Raw genomic sequence first — 19844 nt, 5'->3', positions numbered from 1 at the left:
AATCGATTCATATGCTGTTCCCATTGTATGTCCATTTTTCAACAGGAACTCGTCCGTGCGCATGATGCTGCAGAACCAACGGCAAGAGGAACTGCATCGGGCAGTGGAGACGGCGGCATTGCCGGTCCCGCTGCTGGTGGAGCTGGAAGGCGGGCTTTTGTCTGCGGATATCCGGCTGGAACGGCTTGCAGCCAATCTTTCCGCCGGCCGGATGAAAGCGGCCATCGGATGCCTGACGGGTACGGACGGCGAGGAGGGTCTTGAAACGGTGGCCCGGACCCTGCCTCTGAGGGAAGAGGCCGAGGTGGTGATCACCAATGCCCATCGCGCCGGGCGGCCGGTCTATCTCCTGGCAAGTCCGGCGATGAAGCCCCTCGCCCTGCTGCTGCAACAACGGCTCGGCTGCGTGACAGGGGTTCTGTCGAAGGCCGATTTCTCAACCCACCCGGAGAGCGTGCTCCGGATGGCAGGACAGGGAGCGGACTTCGATTATCTGGGTGCAGCGGGGACCGATAGTCCAGGCTGGCGGGCGGCACGGCGGGCCTATGCGGTCGGCATGAGCGCAGGCCATTCGGATGCCTTCCGCCGGGAAGGGCTCGATGTGACCGCGCTTTCGGGCAAGGCCTCCAGCACCAAGGCGCTGGTGAAGCTTCTCCGACCGCATCAATATGCCAAGAATGTGCTGGTTTTCGTTCCGGCGCTCACATCGCACCAGCTGGCGGGGCAGGCATTCGTCTCCGCCCTGATCGCCTTCGTCTGTTTTTCTCTGGCGGCTTCCGCCGTCTATGTGATCAACGATTTTCTCGATCTGCACGCGGATCGCGGACATCCGTCGAAGAGGCGCAGACCCTTCGCATCCGGCGCGGTGTCGCCGGCTCACGGCCTGTTGCTCGTGCCGCTGCTGCTTGCCGCCTCTGCCCTGCTGGCCACGCAGCTTCCGCCGCTCTTTGCGGCGCTGCTCGTCGGCTATATGGCCCTGACCACCGCCTATTCTTTCTCCTTGAAGAAAATGATGCTGGTGGACGTGACCGTGCTCTCGCTGCTCTATTCCATGCGCGTCGTGGCCGGCGCCGGAGCGGTGCAGGTTGCGGTCTCCGAATGGCTCTTTGCCTTCTGCCTGATGTTCTTCACCGCGCTGGCTCTGACCAAGCGCTATGTGGAACTTTCCGCAAGGCTCGACAAGGAATTGCCCGACCCCTCCAACCGGGATTACCGTGTTGCAGACCTGCCGATCATTGCCGCCCTTGCTGCCGCAGCGGGCATGAATGCGATCACTGTCCTCGCGCTCTATGTCAATTCCGATACGGTGAAGCAGCTCTATTCCAGGCCGGCGCTGCTGTGGCTGCTCTGCCCGCTGTTTCTCTACTGGATCGGGCGCGTGCTGCTGCTCGCCCACCGGCGGCAATTGCATGACGATCCGATTGTCTTTGCGCTGACGGACGTCCGCAGCTGGTTGGTCGGCGCCTCGACCCTGACGCTCGTTGCCCTGGCCATGTGATGGAGACGCAGATGTCCTCGACCGGCCTGCAATCCGGGGGCAGCAAAGGCTCGACCCTGGTCATCGCCGCCCTCGTCTGCGCAGCGGCCTTCCTCTCGATCCTCTATTCAGGGCTCGTGCCGTTCTACAACAACAATATCTATCACCTGCCGATCCTGCGGGGCGATTACGATCTGCCGCAATTTGCTGGGGATGCCTTCATCCAGTCACTCCAACGCTTTTCGTCGGGATTCTGGCTGGTTTTTGCCGGCAGTGCCTCACTGATCGCCCCGAAAAGCTTTCTGCTGCTTGCTTTTGTCCTGTCCCGACTGCTGACCATGGGCGCGGTGCTTCATTTCGCCCGCAGTTTTGGCTATTCCGGCACCCGGTTTTCGGCGTATTTCCTGTTCCTGATCGCGGTATCCCCCCTGGCCAGCGGTTATGCGCCGGGCGGCGGTGGGCTGAACATCAACTATTTCTCTCATTCGGAACTCGCCAATGCCACGCTGATATTCTCGCTGTCGCTGGCGGTGAGAGGTCAGATCGCCCGCTCGGTCTTTGTGGCCTCTGTCACCTTTTTCCTCAATGCCTTCATGGCCGTCTGGCTCGCGCCGCTCTGGCTGGCGATCATGGCCACGCGGCTTCATGCGAAGGAGGAAAGTCTCGTCGGCCTCCTGAAAGGCGTGATGGCGGGGGGAGTTCTCGGCGCGCCGCTACTCGTTCCGGTCATCCGGACGATCCTGACGCCTGAAGTGCCCGGCTATAGGCCCGATTATTCCTACAGCGGCTATCTGCGCGATTTTTTCCCCTACCATTTCTTCATCGATAGCCTGTCGAAGCCGGACCTGTGGTCTCTGGCCCTGCTCTCGGCGAGCATGGTTCTCGCTGCATTCCTGATACGGCAACGTCGTGCCCTGTTTCTGGCCGCGGCCCTCGCCGCACTCGTACTCCTGGCCCTGGGCAGCCTGGTCCCGCTTGTCACCGAAAGCCGTTTCATCCTGAACCTGCACCTGATCCGCAGCGCCGTGCTGATCCAGTGGCTCGCCGTGCTGGGGCTTTCGATGGCCGCCGCCGGGCTTGCGGCGGACGAGGCCCGCCCCGCGCAGGTTGCCGGTTTCGCACTGGCGGCACTTCTCGTGATCGGCAAGCCGGCGCTTCCCCTGTTTCTGGCGGCTGCGGTCATTCTGGTCTTGCCCGCCGCGCGCCCTGCCCTGACATTGGTCCAGCGCCCCCTCACGCTTCTGCTCGCAAAGGCCATCTTCGCTGCAAGTCTTGCGTTTTCCATTTCTTCGACCCTGCTGCCCTCGATCGCTAGCAGCCGCAATCTCTGGGCACTTTCCGCGCAATGGGAACGGATCGGGCAATGGGCGGCGCAGCATACGCGGGCCGACAGCGTTTTTCTGCTGCCCGTGGGTACGGAAGCCGCCCCGGAAGGCGCCTCCGCCCTTTCCCAGGCCCTCGCCTATGACGTCACCGGCTTTTTCGCAGCGGCCGATCGGTCCGTTTGGACGAGCTACAAATTCGGGGCCGCGCCCATGTGGGCGCCCGCAACCCACGCCGAATGGCGACGCCGTTATGACGCCGTGCGGGTGCTGCCGACCGCCGCTGCGCGGATGACCTATGCGCGGCAGCAGGGCATCGATTATGTCGTGACCTTTTGCGATCCGGCAGTCACCGAAGCGCCCGTGCACAGGGAGGGCGATCTCTGCGTCTATCCCGCCGCATCAAAGGAAACGCCCTGATGCCGATCCTGCTTATTCTCGTCAGCGTTTGCCTCTCTGCTTTCGCGCAGACCCTTTTTCGCGTCGGAATGACGCGCCCCGACGTTCAGGCCGTGCTCGGGCGCGGTGGCAGCGCGGCTGAGGTGGTGCGCATCCTGCTCGCATCGCCCTTCCTGTGGGGAGGCCTTGCCGCCTATGGTTTCGGCACGCTTCTCTGGCTTTTCGTCCTCTCGCGCATTCCGGTTTCCTTCGCCTATCCCTTCGTGGCGCTCGGCATCATCATCACCACCCTTTCCGGCGTGCTGATCCTCGGCGAAGAGGTCAGCCGTCTCTCTCTGGCCGGCATCGGCCTCACCGCGCTCGGCATTCTTGTCCTGGCGCTGGGTCGGAGTGCCTGAGGCGCATCGGGCGAATGCGGGGATGGCGGCGGACATGCCATCCCCGCAGCTCGCGGCCCCTGGCGGCTCATGGGCCGGCATGATTGAGGCGGGGGTATTACGAGCCGACAAGCAGCGTGCGCTCCTCCCGTTCCAGAAAGGCGATCTGCTCCTTGATACGCAGCCGGATCTTCTTCAGGGCCCGAATACGCAGGTTGTCCGGCATGGGGCGGTTCTGCTCGCTTCCGATCTTGGCATCGACGATTTCATGGCGGGTACGCAGCGATCGCAACAGCGGTTTCATCTCTTACTCCTTTCTCAACGCCTGCAAGATCGCACGCCTTGCCCAATTGATCCAATTGATTGATATTATCCTCGCAATAGATAGCCTCTATGGAGGAAAGCTTGCCCTACCGGCCCACGCACAGACAGCTGGAATATCTGGTCGCCCTGGGCGATACCGGGCATTTCGGTGAAGCCGCCCGGCGCTGCCATGTCTCGCAGCCGACGCTATCGGTGCAACTGGCCCTTCTCGAAAAGCAGCTCGGTACCGTGCTGATCGACCGCAGTCCGGGCCGGATCGAGCCGACACCAACGGGGGCGGCGATCATCGCCACGGCGCGGGGCATCCTCTCCAGCCTTGACGAGATCACCGCGCTGGCGCGCAGCGCAAAGGGCAGCCTCGGCGGGCTTATCCGGCTCGGCGTGGTGCCTTCCTTCGGGCCCTATTTCCTCCCTTATCTCTTGCCCCGGGTCCATACGGCGCATCGCGACCTGCAACTCTATATCCGCGAGGACAGGCCGAGGCTGCTCGAAAGCGCGGTGCTGGGTGGGGAGACCGACTGCGGTCTGGGCCAGCAACCGGACGATCCGGAAGCCTTTTCCTTCGAGCCGATCTGTCGGGAGAAGATCTATCTGGCCGTGCATCGCGATCACCGGCTGGCCAGATTTGCCTCCGTGCCGGCAGAGGCGCTGAAAGGCGAGCGGCTGCTCACGCTCGGACGCGGCCACCGCCTGCTCGATGACGTCCGGCGTCTCGCCGCCATCTCGGGCGCGGAAATGGCCGAGGATTATGAAGGAACCAGCCTCGATGCGCTGCGCCAGATGGTATCCATCGAAATGGGCCTGTCGCTCTTCCCGGAGCTTTATGTGCGCTCGGAATTCGGCAAGGACAGCAACCTGCATCTGATCCGTCTGGAAGACTGGCGGGCAGAGCGGACGATCGGCTTCTTCTGGCGGCGCAACAGCAGCCGCGCGCCGCATTTCGCCGAATTGGCAAGACTCGGTCGGGAAGTGGCCGACAGTCTGCTCTAGACCGAAAAACCCCGGCGCGAGGCCGGGGTTTTCATGGGTTTCGGCTTACTCGATGCCGCCAAGGCACATGTATTTCAGCTCGGTATAGTCGTCGATGCCGTATTTCGAGCCTTCGCGACCGGTGCCGGACTGCTTGATGCCGCCGAAGGGCGCCACTTCCGTGGAGATCAGGCCCGTATTGATGCCGACCATGCCATATTCCAGCTGCTCGGCCACGCGGAAGATCTTCGAGACGTCGCGGGAGAAGAAGTAGGAGGCGAGGCCGAACTCGGTATTATTGGCCATTTCCACCACTTCGGCTTCCGTCTCGAACTTGAAGAGCGGCGCCACGGGACCGAACGTCTCTTCCCGGGCCACCATCATGTCCGAGGTCACGCCGGTCAGGATCGTCGGCTGGTAGAAGAGGCCGCCGAGATCAGGCTGCTTGCCGCCGACGGCGATCTTCGCCCCCTTGGAAACGGCATCGTCCACGTGCTCCTGCACCTTGGCGAGCGCATTGCCGTCGATCATCGGGCCGGTGTTGACACCGGCTTCGAGACCGTCGCCCACCTTCATGGCGGAGACGCGGGCCGCGAGCTTTTCGGCAAAGGCATCATAGACGCCGGCCTGCACATAGATGCGGTTGGCGCAAACGCAGGTCTGGCCGGCATTGCGGTACTTGGAGACCATGGCCCCTTCCACCGCCGCATCGAGATCCGCATCGTCGAAGACGATAAATGGTGCGTTGCCGCCGAGTTCGAGGCCGAGCTTCTTGATCTGGTCGGCTGCCTGCCGCATCAGGATGCGTCCGACATTGGTGGAGCCGGTGAAGGTGAGCTTGCGCACCTTCTCGTTTTCGCAGAACTCCTTGCCCACCATGGACGCCTCGGTGCCGGTAAAGACCGAGAAGGCACCGGCGGGCACGCCGGCGCGCTCGGCGAGGAGCGCGAGCGACAGGGCCGAAAGCGGCGTCTGGGCGGCGGGCTTCGACACCATGGTGCAGCCGACGGCCAGTGCCGGCGCCATCTTGCGGGCCAGCATGGCATTGGGGAAGTTCCAGGGCGTGATGGCGCCCACCACACCCACCGGCTGGCGGATGACGATGATGCGCTTGTCGGCCTGGTGGCCGGGGATGGTGTCGCCGTAGACGCGCTTGGCTTCCTCGCCGAACCATTCGACATAGGCTGCGCCATAGAGGATTTCGCCCTTGGCTTCCGCCAGCGGCTTGCCCATTTCCATCGTCAGGATGGTGGCGAGGTCGTCGGCATTCGCGACCATGAGATCGAAGAGCTTGCGCAGAACGCCCGCGCGCTCCTTGCCCGTCTTCTTCGCCCAGGCCTTCTGCACCTCATGCGCCTTGTCGATGGCGCGGGTGAGCTCGGCCTTCGTCAGGTTCGGGAGCGTGGCCAGTACTTCGCCATTGACCGGGTTGGTCACGTCGAAGGTGCGGCCGCTTTCGCTGGCCGCCAGCCATTCGCCCGCGACCAGGGCCTTGTCGGTGACCAGCGAGGGGTCCTTGAGCTTCGAGAGGAGTGTGTTCGAAATCGCCATTACTTTGCCTCCGCCGATACGTCGCGCATGCAGGTTTCGAGAATGTCCAGCGCCTCGTTGAACACGTTGTCCTGTACCGTGATCGGCGCCAGGAAGCGAATGACATTGCCGTAAACACCGCAGGTCAGCAGGATCAGGCCCTTCTCCAGCGCCTTCAGACGGATCGCATTGGCGAAATCCGCATCCGGCTTGTTGGTGCCCTTGTTGTTGAATTCGACGGCGACCATGAAGCCCGGGCCGCGGATATCGACAATCTGCGGCACCGCATCACGGAGCGAGGCCAGCCGCTGCTTCAGGCGGGCGCCGAGCGCTTCGGCCCGTTCGCAGAGCTTTTCTTCCTCGATGACGTCCAGCACCGCATTGGCAGCCGCCACACCGATGGGCGAGCCGGCATAGGTGCCGCCGAGGCCGCCGGGGCCGGGCGCATCCATGATTTCGGCGCGGCCGGTGACGGCGGACAGCGGGAAGCCGCCGGCGAGACCCTTGGCCATGGTGGTGAGATCCGGAACCACATCATGATGTTCCATCGCAAACAGCTTGCCGGTACGGGCAAAGCCGGTCTGCACCTCGTCTGCGATCAGCAGGATGCCATGATCGTCACAGAGCTTGCGGAGCGCCTTCATCAGTGCGCGGGGGACTTCATAGAAGCCGCCTTCGCCCTGAACCGGCTCGACGATGATCGCGGCCACACGCTTTGGATCCACATCGGCCTTGAAGAGCTTGTCGAGCACGTCGAGTGCGGTTTCGACCGAGACGCCATGCAGGTCGACCGGGAACGGCACATGGAAGACATCGCTCATCATCGCGCCGAAGCCGACCTTGTAGGGAACGACCTTGCCGGTCAGCGCCATGCCCATGAAGGTACGGCCGTGGAAAGCGCCGGTAAAGGCGACAACGGCCGAGCGGCCGGTGGCGGCGCGGGCGATCTTGATCGCGTTTTCAACGGCTTCGGCGCCGGTGGTCGCGAAAATGGTCTTCTTGGCGAAGTTGCCGGGAACCAGCTTGTTCAGGCGCTCGGCGAGACGCACATAGTTCTCGTAAGGCACGACCTGATGGCAGGTATGGGTGAAGCGGTCGATCTGGTTCTTGACCGCATCGATGACCTTGGGGTGGCGGTGGCCCGTATTGACCACGGCGATACCGGCGGCAAAATCGATATAGCGTCGGCCCTCGACATCCCAGATTTCGGCATTCTCGGCACGCTCGGCATAGACCTGCGTCGTCATACCGACGCCGCGAGAGATGGCTTCGTTCTTGCGTGCTGAAATTTCGGCGTTCAACATGGTGAAATCCCCGGGATGGTGGTCGGCGCGGAGCCCCGCGCTCTGGTCAAAGAAAACGGCCCTCGACTTGGGCCGAAAATTTACTTACATTTTTTCTGTAGATTTGCAATATGGATTTCCATCGCTAAAGAGAAATCGCGACACAGAAACGGCTGGCCTCCGATGCAGACAACACGGTTCAAGATTGCGGAAGCGGCGCGGATGGTGGGAGTCTCGCCCTCGACGCTCCGGCTCTGGGAAAGCCAGTCCCTGTTCGAACCGATCCGCACCGAAAGCGGCCAGCGGCTCTATGACGGCGATCTTCTGGAACGACTGAAGCGGATTGCCTGGCTGCGGCAGGAGCAGGGGCTCAACCCGGCGGCCATCCGCGAATTTCTGAAGGGGGAGGACGAGGGCGACGCAGGCCCCCTGCCCGTTGCCGCCGCGCCGCTTCCCGAACGCAAGCCGGGCCCGGACGAGATCCCCGTCGGTCACAAGGTGCGGCGCATGCGCCGGGCGGCGGGCGACACGCTGGACACGGTGGCGAAGGCAATCGGCGTCACTACCTCCGTTCTTTCCACCTTCGAGCGCACGTCGCAGGGCCTGTCGCTGACGGCGCTGCATGCGGTCGCCCATTATTTCGGCACGACCGTGTCGATCCTTTGCGGCGAGGACAAGACCCGCCCGAACGAAAGTCTGGTGCGCTATGGCGAATGGCCGACCTGGCCGGCCACCACATCGGGCGTGACGGTGCAGGTGCTCGCCGAAGGCGCCAAGCAGATGCAGTGCCACCGCTTCCAGCTCGCGCCCGGCGCTTCCTCGGAGGGCGCCTACCAGCATGACGGCGAGGAATTCATCTATGTGCTCACCGGCTCGCTGGAGATCATTCTCGATGGCGACCAGTTCTTCGAACTGAACGCCGGCGACAGCTTCACCTTCGAAAGCCATCGCCCCCATTCCTGGCGCAATGTCTCCAAAGCCGAGACCATCCTTCTATGGATCAATACGCCGGCGAGCTTCTGAGGGCGGGAGCCGGGTTCCCGCCTCCTCGCTGAGTTTACCTCACTCCTCCATTCCAGGGTTACCCCCACCCCTGCCCCTCCCCACAAGGGGGGGGAGGGCAGGCGCTCTGCCCCAGCCCCATTCCGGCCTGGATGTAGGTCTTTGGTCGACATGCATGGCAACTTTGGCAAGGCGGCGCTTTCCCCCTCCCCCTTGTGGGGAGGGGTCAGGGGTGGGGGTCGCCTGAGACCAACCATCTTCAAGCTGCCTTTGAAAATCACCCCGCCCGCTTCAATTCCGGAAACCCTCATACTCCGCCGCATGACGGCCCTCATGGTTCGCCATTCCCGGCCGTGTCAACACGCCGCGGGGATCGGCAAAACTGGTGATGATGCGCTCCGGCTCCTCGCGCCAGTTGACGTTCACCGCCCAGAGTTTCGGGAAGAATTCGAGACCGTGATAAGGCAGATGATCGTGGATCCACCAGGCAAGCCGGCGCCAGTCGCCTTTTGTCTGAAACCGGTCCCAGATCCAGGGGATGGCGATGCAGGCGGTGGCGCCCATGCGGCCCGCCGCATCCCGCCTGTCCCAGATATGGCCCGCATAATTCTTCTCGTTCTGGGCACAGTTGAAACCGTTGCGATTGCCGAAATCATTGACCTCGGGTGACCGGTAGGCGGAGCGGATATGCAGTCGCCCGAAGGTGGCCTGCAGCGGCTCCAGCAGGTCTTCGCAAAGGCGTTTACCCGCCGCAATGGCGAGATCGGGATTGTCGGGAATATTGGCAAAGCCATGCAGGGCGGCGATTTCCGAATGGAGAAAATCGCGAAGGAAGAAATTTTGCGACAGGCGCACGCGGCCGAGTTCTTCCAATCCCCTGACGGATGCGGGTTTTCGCATGGCTCGAATCTCCCTCTTGATCAGGGAAAACTAGCGCGACCGCCGATGGCTCCACCACCCGAAAAGCAAAAAGGCACCCGCGGGGTGCCTTCCTGCAGCGTTTCATTTGCCGGATCAGGCCCGCAGCGCGCCGCCCGTCGTCTTCGTGACATTGCCGACGATGCGGCCGGTCAGCGCCTCGAAATCCTCGTCGGTGAGCGTGCGGTCAACCGGCTGGATCACCACTTCAATGGCGACCGACTTCTTGCCCTCGCCGATGGATGCACCCTCGAAGACGTCGAAGACGTTGACGGCAGTAATCAGCTTTCGGTCGGCGCTGCCGGCGGCTTTCAGGATCGAGGCGGCATCGACGGCCTTGTCGACCACGAAGGCGAAGTCGCGCTTGACCGCCTGGAAGGGCGACAGCTCCAGCGCCGGCTTGGTGCGGGTGGCCTTCTTCTTCGGCTCCTGCATGGCATCGAGGAAGACCTCGAAACCGGCCAGTGCGCCGGAGACGTCGAGCGCTTCCAGCACCTTCGGATGGAACTCGCCGAAATGGCCGAGCACGATCTTCGGGCCCATCTTGATCGTGCCGGAGCGGCCCGGGTGATACCAGTCCGGTCCGCCCTGTTCGATCTGGATATTGGCCATCGGCAAACCTGCGGCTTCGATCACCGCCAGCGCATCGGCCTTGGCATCGAAGACATCGGCATTCTTGCCGCCGCCCGTCTTGGCGTTGGACCACATGCGGCCCGCGCCCGAAATCGTCGCCGTACCGCGGCGAATACCGCCGGCGACGCGACGCTGGCCTTCCGGGCGGTCGTTTTCATAGGTGCCGGACACTTCGAAGATCGCCACATCGCCGAAGCCCTTGTCCGCATTGCGCTGGGCAGCGGTGAGCAGGCCCGGCAGCAGCGAGGGCCGCATGTCGGACATGTCGGCGGCAATCGGGTTCGCGAGCTTCAGCGCCTCGGAACCGCCGCCGAAAAGCTTTGCCTGTTCTTCCGAGATGAAGGACCAGGTGACGGCTTCCAGCATGCCGCGCGCGGCAAGCGCACGCTTGGCCGCGCGGGTGCGGATCTGCAGCGTGGTGAGAATGCGGCCATTGACCGGCACATCCCGTTCCAGCGGCTCGGGCTTGATGTTGTCGACGCCGTGGATGCGCATGACCTCTTCCACGAGATCCGCCTTGCCATCCACATCCGGCCGCCAGGAGGGTACCGAGACGGAAACCCGCTCGCCGGAGCCGGCGACGGTGAAGCCGAGGCCGGTCAGGATTTCGACGGACTCTTCCTTCGAGACAGTCAGGCCGGTCAGACGCTTGACTTCCGAGAAGGGGAAATCGACGATCTTCGCCTGATAGCCGGCATAGCCGGTGACGCGGGCTTCCGCCGCAACGCCGCCACAGAGGTCCAGAACCAGTTCGGTGGCGCGGTCGAGCCCGGGGACCAAGTATTCCGGATCGACGCCACGCTCGAAGCGGTAGCGCGCATCGGTGATGATGCCGAGCGAACGGCCGGTCTTGGCAATGTTCAGCGGATGCCAGAGCGCGGATTCAATCAGCACGTCCACCGTGTTCTCATCGCAGCCCGAATGCTCCCCGCCCATGATGCCGCCGATGGATTCGACGCCGTTTTCATCGGCAATGACGACGTTCTGGGGTCCAAGCTTGTATTCGCGCCCGTCGAGCGCCAGCACGGTCTCGCCTTCGGTAGCGCGGCGTACCACGAGATTGCCCTTGACCTTCGCCCCATCGAAGACGTGCAGCGGGCGGCCCTGATCGAAGGTCAGGTAGTTGGTGATGTCGACCAGCGCATTGATCGGGCGAAGGCCGATGGCGGTGAGCCGGCGCTGCATCCATTCCGGGCTCGGGCCGTTCTTTACGCCGCGCACGAGGCGGAGCGCAAAGCCGGGGCAGAGACTTGCATCGTCAAGATCGAGGATAACCTCGGTCGGCGTTGCGCCTTGTGCCTTGAACGAGGGCGCTACCGGCGTCTTAAGACGGCCGAGGCCGGAGGCGGCGAGATCGCGCGCAATCCCGTAGATACTGGTGCAGTCCGAGCGGTTCGGCGTGAGGTTGATCTCGATGACCGGATCGTCAATGCCGGCATAGGCGGCGAAGCTCGTGCCGACGGGCGCATCGTCAGGCAGGTCGATGATGCCGTCATGATTGTCGGACATGTCGAGCTCCTTTTCGGAGCACATCATGCCGCGGCTTTCGACACCGCGGATATTGCCGACGGCAAGCGTCACGTCGATGCCGGGCACATGGGTGCCGGGCGCGGCAAAGGCGCCGACGAGGCCGGCGCGCGCATTCGGCGCACCGCAGACGACCTGCACCGGCGCACCCGCACCGATATCGACCATCAGCACTTTCAGGCGGTCCGCCTGGGGATGCTTCTCGGCCGAAACGACCTTGGCGATGACGAAGGGCTTGTAGGCCGCCTTGTCGTCGACATCCTCGACCTCGAGGCCGATGGCCGTCAGGCGCTCGCAGATTTCGTCCAGCGTGGCATCGGTATCGAGGTGATCCTTGAGCCAGGAAAGGGTGAATTTCATCGTATCAAACCTTCATCGTCGCATTCATCTGGCCCTTGGGGGCCATGCCGGACATCCGGAAAATTATTCAAGCGGCCTTGCCGGGCGCCTTGGCGCCAGGCGCTTTCCAGCCCAGGAAAAGGCCCTTGACCGAGACACCCTCATCCATGTCGGGCCACCAGACCCCGGAATAGAGGAGTTCGACATGGGCCCGCTGTTCTGGCGTGGCTTCCGCCAGGAAGGGGTACCACCACAGTGGTGCGCGGATCTCGCGACCGTCCGCCACGGCGACATAGACAAAATCCCTGTCACAACGGGCAGCCACCGGGCGCATTTCTTCGGTCTCAAATTCCAAAGAACTCATTCCACTGCTCCATCCAGACCTGCCGGTTCTCCGCCACCTTGGCGGTAAACTCGGCGATTTCCCGGCTATTATAGCCGTGGGCATAGGCCAGTTCCATGCTGATCAGCCACATCTTGGCTGACTTCTGGTCTCGCACGATATGGACGCGAGGCGGTTCCGGCCCGTCAGAGGCATAAAAACGGAACTTGTAGCCATGCCATATCAGAAGCGTCGGCATCTTACTGGCTCAGTCCCCCGAACAGCGTCGGCATGTCCAGCGGCCGGAAGCCGTAATGGGTCATCCAGCGGACATCGGCGTTGAAGAAGTCGCGCAGGTCGGGCATGCCGTATTTCAGCATGGCGATACGGTCGAGGCCCATGCCCCAGGCAAAGCCCTGATATTCGTCCGGGTCCAACCCGCCGGCGCGCAGCACGTTCGGGTGAACCATGCCGCAGCCGAGGATTTCCATCCAGTCCTTGCCTTCGCCGAACTTCACCGAGGGGCCGGAGCGGTCGCACTGGATGTCGACCTCGAAGGACGGCTCGGTGAAGGGGAAGAAGGACGGGCGGAAGCGCATGGTGACGGAAGGCACCTCGAAGAAGGCCTTGCAGAACTCTTCCAGCACCCAGCGCATGTTCGCCACATTGGCCTTGCGGTCGACCACGAGGCCTTCCACCTGATGGAACATCGGCGAATGGGTGGCGTCGCTGTCCTGGCGATAGGTCTTGCCGGGAATGATAATGCGGATCGGCGGTTTCTGCGCTTCCATGGTGCGAACCTGCACCGGCGAGGTGTGGGTGCGCAGGACTTTGCGCTCGCCCTTCTCGTCCGGGCGGAAGAAGAAGGTGTCGTGCATCTCGCGGGCCGGGTGGCCTTCCGGAAAGTTGAGCGCCGTGAAGTTGTAATAGTCGGTCTCGACGTCAGGGCCTTCGGCAATGGAGAAGCCCATGTCGCCGAAAATGGCGGTGATCTCGTCGACGATCTGGCTGATCGGGTGGATGCGGCCGCGCTCGGCCGGCGAAGAGCGGACCGGCAGGCTGACATCGACCGTTTCGGCCTTCAGGCGGGCATTGATCGCCGCTTCCTTGAGCTCGGCCTTGCGGGCGGCAATCGCCTCCGTCACCTCGTTCTTCAGCGCGTTGATGGCCGCACCGCGCGTCTGGCGCTCCTCGGCGCTCATGGCCCCCAGCGTCTTCAGCAATTCGGAGACCGAGCCCTTCTTGCCAAGGGCAGATACGCGCACGGCCTCGATGGCGGCCTCGTCGGCGGCTTCAGCCACCGCGCCGAGCAGTTCGGTTTTCAAAGTGTCGAGATCGGACATTCCTGGATTTCCTGGCTTGGATCGGAAAGAGGCGGGAGGAGGCAGGCATAAGAAAAACCCGCGCCAGCCCTGCCAGCGCGGGTTTCCCAATCGGTTTTAATGCAAAAGCTTGGGAAGCGCTGGCTTACTTGACCGCGCTTTCAAACTCGTTTGCCGTACCGGCTTCCTTGAGGTAGGCGAGTGCCTTCTTGGCGGCGGCGACGAGCGCGCCGAAAGCTGCCGGCTCATGGATGGCCATGTCGGACAGGACCTTGCGGTCAACAGCGATGCCAGCCTTGTTCAGGCCGTCGATGAAGCGGCCGTAGGTCAGGCCGAATTCACGCACAGCGGCGTTGATACGCTGGATCCACAGAGCGCGGAAATTCCGCTTCTTGATCTTGCGATCCTTGTAAGCGAACTGCTTGGAACGATCCACAGCGGCCTTTGCGGCGCGGATCGTGTTCTTGCGGCGGCCGTAGAAACCCTTGGCTGCCTTGAATACCTTGTTGTGCTTGGCGCGGGACGTTACGCCACGTTTTACGCGTGCCATGTCATGATCTCCTTAAAGTAACGCGGGCTTACAGTCTCAGAGACCGTTGGGCAGGTAGTTCTTGATGACCTTCTTGCCATCGGGCTCGGCCAGAACCATCGTGCCGCGTGCATCGCGGATGAACTTGTTGGTACGCTTGATCATGCCATGGCGCTTGCCAGCGGCTGCAGCCTTTACCTTGCCGGTCGCGGTGATCTTGAACCGCTTCTTGGCAGACGATTTCGTCTTCATCTTGGGCATTTTGCTACTCCATTGTTCTTGTATCGAAACAGGCAGACGAAGCCCGTTTTCAAGCATAAAGAACGGCCACGGCATGCCCTGCCGGACCGTTCGGACGCGCGCTTATAACCGCAGGCTTGAAAAAGTGCAACGGGAGCGGCGCGAGAATCTTTGCCTCAGGCCCCGGCGGAACCCGGAAAGTCGAGCCGAACCTCGAGCCCGCCCGTCTCGCCCTGTCCAAGCACGAGGCGACCGCCATAGGCTTCGACGATATCGCGGCTGATGGCAAGCCCGAGGCCGCTTCCCGCCGGCTGTCCGGCATCGGTGGCGCTGCGGTCATCGGTCTCGCCCCGCTTCAGCAGACGCTCCCGGTCCGCCTCGGCGATGCCCGGCCCGTCATCGGAAACGACAATCGCGATCCGGCCCGCCTCGAGGCGTTCCGCCCGGATCAGGATGCGGTTCACGGCCCAGCGGCTCGCATTGTCGAGAATGTTGCCGAGGCATTCCGCGAGATCCGCCGCATCCGCGTGAATGGCGATTTCGGCGGGGATCTCGCTTTCCCAGATCACCTTGCGACTGCGGGTGACGGGCGTGAGGACCATGACGAGCTTGCCGCAGAGGCCGGCAAGCCCGGTGCTCGCCATCTGCTCGACGCCGAGGCGGGCTGCCTGCAATTGCCGGTCGGCCCGCTGGCGCACGAGTTCCACCTGCTGGCGGGCAAGGGCACGGTCCTGCTCCGGCAGCTTGTCGGCCAGTTGCTGCAGGACGGTCAACGGTGTCTTCAGGCCATGGGCGAGATCGCTTGCCCGGGCGCGGGCGCGCTCCAGGGCCGTCTGCCGCTCGCGCAACAGGAGATTGAGCTCGGCGATCAGCGGCTTCAGCTCGGCGGGTCCTTCGTCGGCAATGAGGTTCGCGGCGCCGGAGCGCACCTCCGCCACCTCCTTGCGCAGCCGGGTCAGGGGGCGCAGGCCGATGGCGCCTTGCAGATAGGCTGCCGCCATCAGCAGTGCAGCCGTCAGCAGCAGCATGCGCCGAAGCGTGCTGTGATAGTCTTCCAGGGCCCGATTGAGCTCTTCTTCCGGAAAAGCCGACATGATCCGAAAGGGAAGCACCGTGCCATCCCCGGATTCGAGTTTGAGCGCCCGTTCGACGATCAGGACGGGCGCTCCGTCAGGACCGCTGCCGCGCAGGAAAGCCGGTGAATTTGCCTCCGCCTGCCCCTCCAGCGCCGTATCCCAGAGCGATGGAGACCGCAGCGCAGCGCCCGTCTCGGGCGTGATTTGCCAATAGCGGCCGCTGGCCGGCAAGCGAAAGCGGGGATCCGCGGGCTTGCGCCGGATTACCAGCTGGCCATTTCTCAACTCCATCTCGGCGGTCAACTGATCGATGACCGCGCCCATTTCGGTCCGGTAGCGCTGGACGACATAATCGGTAAACACCCGGCTGAGGATGAGGCCGGTCGCAAGCAGGGCGAGCGCAATGGCGACAAGGGCGCCGACAGCCAGCCGGAAGCGCAGCGACCGGATCATTCGCGATGGTCCGGCATGCAGTAGCCAAAGCCGCGCCGGGTTTCGATGGCGGAAGGGTCGGTCTTGCGCCTCAGGCGGGCAATCATCGCTTCCACCGCATTCTTGGCTGCATCGTCGTCCCGGCCCTGCACGTGATTGGCAATCTCGATCGGTGAGAGCACGCGGCCCTTTTCGCGGATGAAGAGAGAGACGAGCCGATATTCCTGCGGGCTGAGGTCCAGCACCTGCCCGTCGAAGGTGACACGCTTCGATGCATCGTCCATCACGAAGCGTCCGGCGGCGAGGGCTGCGACGGGCGCCCTGACCGCGCGGCGCAAGAGCGCTTTCAGCCGGGCCAGAAGTTCTTCCGAACGAAAAGGTTTGGGCAGATAATCGTCCGCTCCCGCTTCAAAGCCATCCACCCGCTCCATCCACGAGCCGCGGGCGGTCAGAACGAGGACGGGCGTTTCCACGCCCGCTGCCCGCCAGCGCTTCAGGATGGACAGTCCGTCCATGCCGGGCAGACCCAGATCCAGAATGATCGCGGCATAATCTCCGGTCTCGCCCCGGTCCCAGACTTCGGGGCCCCGGCTGCAATGGTCGACCGAATAGCCTTCGGCGGAAAGCCGGGCGAGCGTATGGGCAGCAATATCGGCGTCGTCTTCCGCCAGAAGCAGGCGCATGTCAGGGCGCCCCCGGCAACAGCAAGCGCCCGGTGCGGGCATCGACGACCACCGTCGAGACAAAGCCGGCCTCGTCTTCGATCCGCATGCGGTAGACGGGGCCGCGGGAAGAGCGATCGAGCTCCATGCGCAACACCCGGCCCACCTGGTCGCTTTTCAGACGGTCCATCACATCCTTGTAGGAAAGCACTTCGCCCTTGCGCACAGCCTCGGCCGCTTCCTCGTGCTCGGCCTCCGCCTCCGCTTCCGCCTTGGCATCGTCATCGCCGCCAGAGCCCTTGCCGGAGCCGCCGTCATCGCCATCGTCACCATCGGAACCCGAGTGGCCGGAGCCCTTGCCGCCGGAGCCCTCCCCTTCGCCGCCGCCACCTGAGCCTTCGCCGCCGCCGGACCCTTCCCCTTCGCCGCCGTCACCGCCCTTGCCTTCCCCTTTGCCGCCTTCCCCCTTGCCACCGTCCTTGGCGAAAGCAGGCGCAATCGGCCCGGCTATGCCGAGGCAGAGTGTCATGGCGATAAAGAGGAATGTACGTCTTTGCATCGGCTCTCCCGTTCCTTCCCAGATTGGCCTTTCCCCGCAACGGATTCAAGCATGGCCGGGAATCGTTTTTCGTTTCCACGGACCTCCGGAAAAGGAGAAACCCTGCCCGGGGCGGCGGCAGCCTGGGCAGGGTTCCTGTTTTGCCAGCCCTCTTGATGGGGGCGCGGACCGGCAAAGCGCATGATCTGGATCAGGTGGCTGGCACGACTTTCACGCCGGTGATGGCGCCGCCGGTGTCGTCTCCGCCATCCAGCTTGACCTCCACCTTGACCGTTCCGTGTTCCTTTTCGATTTCCACCTCATGCGTCCGCCCGAGGCTGTCGACCGCTTTCAGCGATCCATCCCGCAGTCCCTCCAGCTCGCTGTCGGAGACCGACAGGGCGACGCGGCTGCGCTCGTTTGCATGTTCGCGGGCCGTATCGTTGCCGTGACGCCGGCGGCCATTATCCTCGTGCTTTGCAGATTTGTCGTCATCGGCATCGTCGCCGGAGTCGTCCGTATCGGTGCCGGCGGTGGAGCCGCTGTCGTCATCGCCGTCATCATGGCCCGTGCCCTCATGACCTCCGCCGTCATGGCCCCGTCCGCCACCGGAATGATCGCCGCCGTGGGATTCGTGATTACCGTCCTTGGCAAAAGCACTGGTCGTCAGAACCGTCTTGCCGATCGCCGGCACGATCGCGAGGGTCGCCATGGCCGTAAAGGACAGAAGAGCAATCTTTCGCAGGGAGCGGATCATCGTATTCACCTCATGTCTTGCTTCGTTGAGAGGACTATCGCAAAACCATCCTGACAAAGCCCCACGCGAGGTGTCAGCAAACTGTCAGGCAGAACGAAAAAAGCCGTCCCGAAGGACGGCTTTTCTGTTCTGCCTCAGGAGGCAAAAATCATTTCGGTGCCAGCACCATCATCATCTGACGGCCTTCGAGCTTCGGCTCAGCTTCGACCTTGGCCACGCCGAGCGTGTCTTCCTTGACCTGAAGCAGGAGCTTGAGGCCCAGCTCCTGGTGCGCCATTTCACGGCCGCGGAACTTCAGCGTCACCTTGACCTTGTCGCCTTCCTCGAAGAAGCGATTCATCGCCTTCATCTTCACCTCATAATCATGGGTGTCGATGTTGGGGCGCATCTTGATTTCCTTGACCTCGACGATCTTCTGCTTCTTGCGCGCCTCTGCAGCCTTCTTCTGGGTCGCATATTTCAGCTTGCCCAGATCGAGGATCTTGCACACCGGCGGTTCGGCATTCGGGGAAATCTCAACGAGATCGAGGCCCGCTTCGTCGGCGAGACGGAGGGCCTGATCGATCGGAACGATACCCTGATTGTTGCCTTCCGCATCGATCAGCTGCACGCGCGGGACGCGGATTTCACGGTTGGAACGCGGCCCGTCACGGGTTGGGGCATCGGCTTTGAAAGGTCTGCGAATGGTCGTATTCTCCTCAAAAATTAATATTCGCCGCTCCATATGGGAAGCGTCCCGTGCATGGGACAGGCCCTCGGCCGAGCGACGCGGCAGTTTCTTAACATGTCTCTTCGGGAAAATCACCTCCCTCCTGCGGCGGGAAAGCGGATTTTAACGCGGATTTCGAGGGGACTTTCATGCAACGGACAGGGGTAGTCGCCCATATTCGGCTCGCTTCAACATTGCCAAAAGCGGAAGAATGCGGAAAACACGTCGGATGCGGCGATGCGAGCGGAGACAGGAATGACAGGCGAAACGACGAATGCGGAGTTCATCGAGGTGGGAGCGGGCGACGCCCTCCGGCCCATTGCCATCCGTTACCGGCCCGCGACCCGCAACAGCCGCGAACCGACGCTTCTGTGGCTTTCCGGCTACCGGTCGGACATGCAGGGGTCGAAAGCCGTGGCCGCGGACCAGCTTGCGGAAAAGCTCGGCATTGCCTGCATCAGATTCGACTATTCGGGGCACGGAGAATCGGGAGGCGCATTCGTGCGCGGCACGATCAGCCGCTGGCTTACGGAGGCGCTTGCCGTCATCGATCATATCGCACCGGAGGAACTGGTGCTGATCGGCTCCTCCATGGGAGGCTGGATCGCACTCCGCCTTGCCGAGGAACTGAAGAAGCGCGCGCGCGACCCGGAAAGACGAGGCCCGGCGCTCAAGGGCATGGTTCTGATCGCCCCGGCCCCCGACTTCACCAGCGAACTCATCGAACCGCATCTGACCGATGGGCAGCGACAGTCGCTTGAAGAGCGTGGCTATTTCGACGAGCCCTCCGAATACAGTTCCGAACCGAACATCTTCACGCGCGCACTGATCGAGGACGGGCGGGAAAACCGGGTGCTCAAGGGGGTGATCGAAACCGGCTGCCCTGTCCATATCCTGCAGGGCATGCGTGACCCGGACGTGCCCTTCGCCCATGCGCTGAAGCTGCTCGACCACCTTCCCGCCGACGATACCGTGCTGACCCTGATCCGCGACGGAGATCACCGGCTCTCGCGCCCGCAGGATCTAGACCGGATGATTTCCGCGATTTCCGAGCTGGTCGGCGTCACCCGCTATGATGCATCTTAACCATAATTGCGAAGGGATATGGTTAACAGAACCCTAACAGATTGACTCCTCACCTCGCACGCCCTTAATTC

General features: G+C 63.0%; 21 protein-coding genes. 6 read left to right on the top strand and 15 right to left on the bottom strand.

The window, feature by feature from the left end; genetic code table 11:
• Window positions 1–61 precede the first annotated feature (61 nt).
• The 3 genes from ACT54B_RS06925 to ACT54B_RS06915 are packed head-to-tail and all read left to right on the top strand — an operon-like array spanning window position 62 to window position 3596.
• Window positions 62–1498: a UbiA family prenyltransferase gene (locus ACT54B_RS06925; RefSeq protein WP_476044798.1), complete on the top strand. Its 1437-nt coding sequence runs from the start codon at window positions 62–64 to the stop codon at window positions 1496–1498.
• Window positions 1499–1509: 11 nt separating this feature from the next.
• On the top strand, window positions 1510–3219 hold the full coding sequence (locus tag ACT54B_RS06920; protein WP_476043863.1) for a hypothetical protein: 1710 nt from the start codon (window positions 1510–1512) through the stop codon (window positions 3217–3219).
• Window positions 3219–3596, top strand: coding sequence for a DMT family transporter (locus ACT54B_RS06915; protein ID WP_476043862.1), 378 nt, complete (start codon window positions 3219–3221; stop codon window positions 3594–3596). Before ACT54B_RS06920 ends, ACT54B_RS06915 begins: the two co-directional genes overlap by 1 nt.
• A 97-nt stretch (window positions 3597–3693) precedes the next feature.
• On the opposite strand, the gene ACT54B_RS06910 is transcribed toward ACT54B_RS06915, so the two are convergent.
• On the bottom strand, window positions 3694–3879 hold the full coding sequence (locus tag ACT54B_RS06910) for a YdcH family protein (RefSeq protein WP_476043860.1): 186 nt from the start codon (window positions 3877–3879) through the stop codon (window positions 3694–3696).
• A gap of 101 nt (window positions 3880–3980) precedes the next feature.
• On the opposite strand from ACT54B_RS06910, the gene ACT54B_RS06905 reads away from it, so the two are divergent.
• Entirely contained in the window at window positions 3981–4889 is a 909-nt protein-coding gene (locus tag ACT54B_RS06905; protein ID WP_476043859.1) for a hydrogen peroxide-inducible genes activator, read from the top strand.
• A gap of 45 nt (window positions 4890–4934) precedes the next feature.
• Here the strand turns inward: ACT54B_RS06905 and ACT54B_RS06900 are convergent, their stop codons facing one another.
• Entirely contained in the window at window positions 4935–6419 is a 1485-nt protein-coding gene (locus ACT54B_RS06900; protein WP_476043857.1) for an NAD-dependent succinate-semialdehyde dehydrogenase, read from the bottom strand.
• Window positions 6419–7702, bottom strand: a complete 1284-nt coding sequence (locus tag ACT54B_RS06895) for a 4-aminobutyrate--2-oxoglutarate transaminase (RefSeq protein WP_476043855.1) — start codon at window positions 7700–7702, stop codon at window positions 6419–6421. Before ACT54B_RS06895 ends, ACT54B_RS06900 begins: the two co-directional genes overlap by 1 nt.
• A 162-nt stretch (window positions 7703–7864) precedes the next feature.
• On the opposite strand from ACT54B_RS06895, the gene ACT54B_RS06890 reads away from it, so the two are divergent.
• Window positions 7865–8704 carry a MerR family transcriptional regulator gene (locus ACT54B_RS06890; RefSeq protein WP_476043853.1) on the top strand — a complete coding sequence of 280 codons (840 nt, stop codon included), beginning with the start codon at window positions 7865–7867 and terminating at the stop codon, window positions 8702–8704.
• 270 nt (window positions 8705–8974) lie between these two features.
• Here the strand turns inward: ACT54B_RS06890 and ACT54B_RS06885 are convergent, their stop codons facing one another.
• From ACT54B_RS06885 to infC, 12 genes are all read right to left on the bottom strand, one after another.
• A complete protein-coding gene (locus tag ACT54B_RS06885) occupies window positions 8975–9583 on the bottom strand; it encodes a hypothetical protein (protein ID WP_476043852.1) in 609 nt (202 codons plus the stop codon).
• 114 nt (window positions 9584–9697) lie between these two features.
• Window positions 9698–12121: a phenylalanine--tRNA ligase subunit beta gene (gene pheT / locus ACT54B_RS06880; RefSeq protein WP_476043850.1), complete on the bottom strand. Its 2424-nt coding sequence runs from the start codon at window positions 12119–12121 to the stop codon at window positions 9698–9700.
• Between the two features lie 67 nt (window positions 12122–12188).
• Window positions 12189–12464 carry a DUF2442 domain-containing protein gene (locus tag ACT54B_RS06875; RefSeq protein WP_476043849.1) on the bottom strand — a complete coding sequence of 92 codons (276 nt, stop codon included), beginning with the start codon at window positions 12462–12464 and terminating at the stop codon, window positions 12189–12191.
• Window positions 12445–12681 carry a DUF4160 domain-containing protein gene (locus tag ACT54B_RS06870; protein WP_476043847.1) on the bottom strand — a complete coding sequence of 79 codons (237 nt, stop codon included), beginning with the start codon at window positions 12679–12681 and terminating at the stop codon, window positions 12445–12447. Before ACT54B_RS06870 ends, ACT54B_RS06875 begins: the two co-directional genes overlap by 20 nt.
• 1 nt (window position 12682) lies before the next feature.
• Entirely contained in the window at window positions 12683–13765 is a 1083-nt protein-coding gene (pheS, locus tag ACT54B_RS06865; RefSeq protein ID WP_476043845.1) for a phenylalanine--tRNA ligase subunit alpha, read from the bottom strand.
• Between the two features lie 124 nt (window positions 13766–13889).
• Window positions 13890–14294, bottom strand: a complete 405-nt coding sequence (gene rplT / locus ACT54B_RS06860) for a 50S ribosomal protein L20 (protein ID WP_476043843.1) — start codon at window positions 14292–14294, stop codon at window positions 13890–13892.
• Between the two features lie 36 nt (window positions 14295–14330).
• Window positions 14331–14534 (bottom strand): 50S ribosomal protein L35, encoded by a 204-nt coding sequence (gene rpmI / locus ACT54B_RS06855; RefSeq protein WP_230827871.1) that lies wholly within the window; start codon window positions 14532–14534, stop codon window positions 14331–14333.
• A gap of 155 nt (window positions 14535–14689) precedes the next feature.
• Window positions 14690–16042, bottom strand: a complete 1353-nt coding sequence (locus ACT54B_RS06850; RefSeq protein ID WP_476043842.1) for a sensor histidine kinase — start codon at window positions 16040–16042, stop codon at window positions 14690–14692.
• Complete coding sequence (locus ACT54B_RS06845; protein WP_476043840.1) at window positions 16039–16704, bottom strand: response regulator transcription factor; 666 nt, start codon at window positions 16702–16704, stop codon at window positions 16039–16041. The genes ACT54B_RS06850 and ACT54B_RS06845 overlap by 4 nt, the downstream gene beginning before the upstream one ends.
• Before the next feature lies 1 nt (window position 16705).
• Entirely contained in the window at window positions 16706–17242 is a 537-nt protein-coding gene (locus ACT54B_RS06840) for a PepSY domain-containing protein (RefSeq protein WP_476043838.1), read from the bottom strand.
• 190 nt (window positions 17243–17432) lie between these two features.
• Window positions 17433–17978, bottom strand: a complete 546-nt coding sequence (locus tag ACT54B_RS06835) for a hypothetical protein (protein WP_476043836.1) — start codon at window positions 17976–17978, stop codon at window positions 17433–17435.
• A gap of 148 nt (window positions 17979–18126) precedes the next feature.
• Complete coding sequence (infC, locus tag ACT54B_RS06830) at window positions 18127–18663, bottom strand: translation initiation factor IF-3 (protein WP_476044797.1); 537 nt, start codon at window positions 18661–18663, stop codon at window positions 18127–18129.
• Between the two features lie 279 nt (window positions 18664–18942).
• Between infC and ACT54B_RS06825 the strand changes: the two genes are divergently transcribed.
• Window positions 18943–19773, top strand: a complete 831-nt coding sequence (locus ACT54B_RS06825) for an alpha/beta hydrolase (RefSeq protein WP_476043834.1) — start codon at window positions 18943–18945, stop codon at window positions 19771–19773.
• Window positions 19774–19844: the final 71 nt, after the last annotated feature.

The organism is Gellertiella sp. DMC107 (assembly GCF_056313605.1).
This window is presented reverse-complemented; position numbering and strand designations above follow the sequence as displayed.

Bases quoted from the DNA above. Each gene is read 5' to 3' on its own strand.
- ACT54B_RS06910 (WP_476043860.1), bottom strand. From the start codon at position 3,879: ATGAAACCGCTGTTGCGATCGCTGCGTACCCGCCATGAAATCGTCGAT.
- rplT (WP_476043843.1), bottom strand. From the start codon at position 14,294: ATGGCACGCGTAAAACGTGGCGTAACGTCCCGCGCCAAGCACAACAAG.
- pheT (WP_476043850.1), bottom strand. From the start codon at position 12,121: ATGAAATTCACCCTTTCCTGGCTCAAGGATCACCTCGATACCGATGCC.
- ACT54B_RS06900 (WP_476043857.1), bottom strand. From the start codon at position 6,419: ATGGCGATTTCGAACACACTCCTCTCGAAGCTCAAGGACCCCTCGCTG.
- ACT54B_RS06890 (WP_476043853.1), top strand. From the start codon at position 7,865: ATGCAGACAACACGGTTCAAGATTGCGGAAGCGGCGCGGATGGTGGGA.
- ACT54B_RS06895 (WP_476043855.1), bottom strand. From the start codon at position 7,702: ATGTTGAACGCCGAAATTTCAGCACGCAAGAACGAAGCCATCTCTCGC.
- ACT54B_RS06845 (WP_476043840.1), bottom strand. From the start codon at position 16,704: ATGCGCCTGCTTCTGGCGGAAGACGACGCCGATATTGCTGCCCATACG.
- rpmI (WP_230827871.1), bottom strand. From the start codon at position 14,534: ATGCCCAAGATGAAGACGAAATCGTCTGCCAAGAAGCGGTTCAAGATC.
- ACT54B_RS06840 (WP_476043838.1), bottom strand. From the start codon at position 17,242: ATGCAAAGACGTACATTCCTCTTTATCGCCATGACACTCTGCCTCGGC.
- ACT54B_RS06920 (WP_476043863.1), top strand. From the start codon at position 1,510: ATGTCCTCGACCGGCCTGCAATCCGGGGGCAGCAAAGGCTCGACCCTG.
- ACT54B_RS06870 (WP_476043847.1), bottom strand. From the start codon at position 12,681: ATGCCGACGCTTCTGATATGGCATGGCTACAAGTTCCGTTTTTATGCC.
- ACT54B_RS06825 (WP_476043834.1), top strand. From the start codon at position 18,943: ATGACAGGCGAAACGACGAATGCGGAGTTCATCGAGGTGGGAGCGGGC.
- ACT54B_RS06915 (WP_476043862.1), top strand. From the start codon at position 3,219: ATGCCGATCCTGCTTATTCTCGTCAGCGTTTGCCTCTCTGCTTTCGCG.
- ACT54B_RS06835 (WP_476043836.1), bottom strand. From the start codon at position 17,978: ATGATCCGCTCCCTGCGAAAGATTGCTCTTCTGTCCTTTACGGCCATG.
- ACT54B_RS06850 (WP_476043842.1), bottom strand. From the start codon at position 16,042: ATGATCCGGTCGCTGCGCTTCCGGCTGGCTGTCGGCGCCCTTGTCGCC.
- pheS (WP_476043845.1), bottom strand. From the start codon at position 13,765: ATGTCCGATCTCGACACTTTGAAAACCGAACTGCTCGGCGCGGTGGCT.
- ACT54B_RS06875 (WP_476043849.1), bottom strand. From the start codon at position 12,464: ATGAGTTCTTTGGAATTTGAGACCGAAGAAATGCGCCCGGTGGCTGCC.
- ACT54B_RS06885 (WP_476043852.1), bottom strand. From the start codon at position 9,583: ATGCGAAAACCCGCATCCGTCAGGGGATTGGAAGAACTCGGCCGCGTG.
- ACT54B_RS06925 (WP_476044798.1), top strand. From the start codon at position 62: ATGATGCTGCAGAACCAACGGCAAGAGGAACTGCATCGGGCAGTGGAG.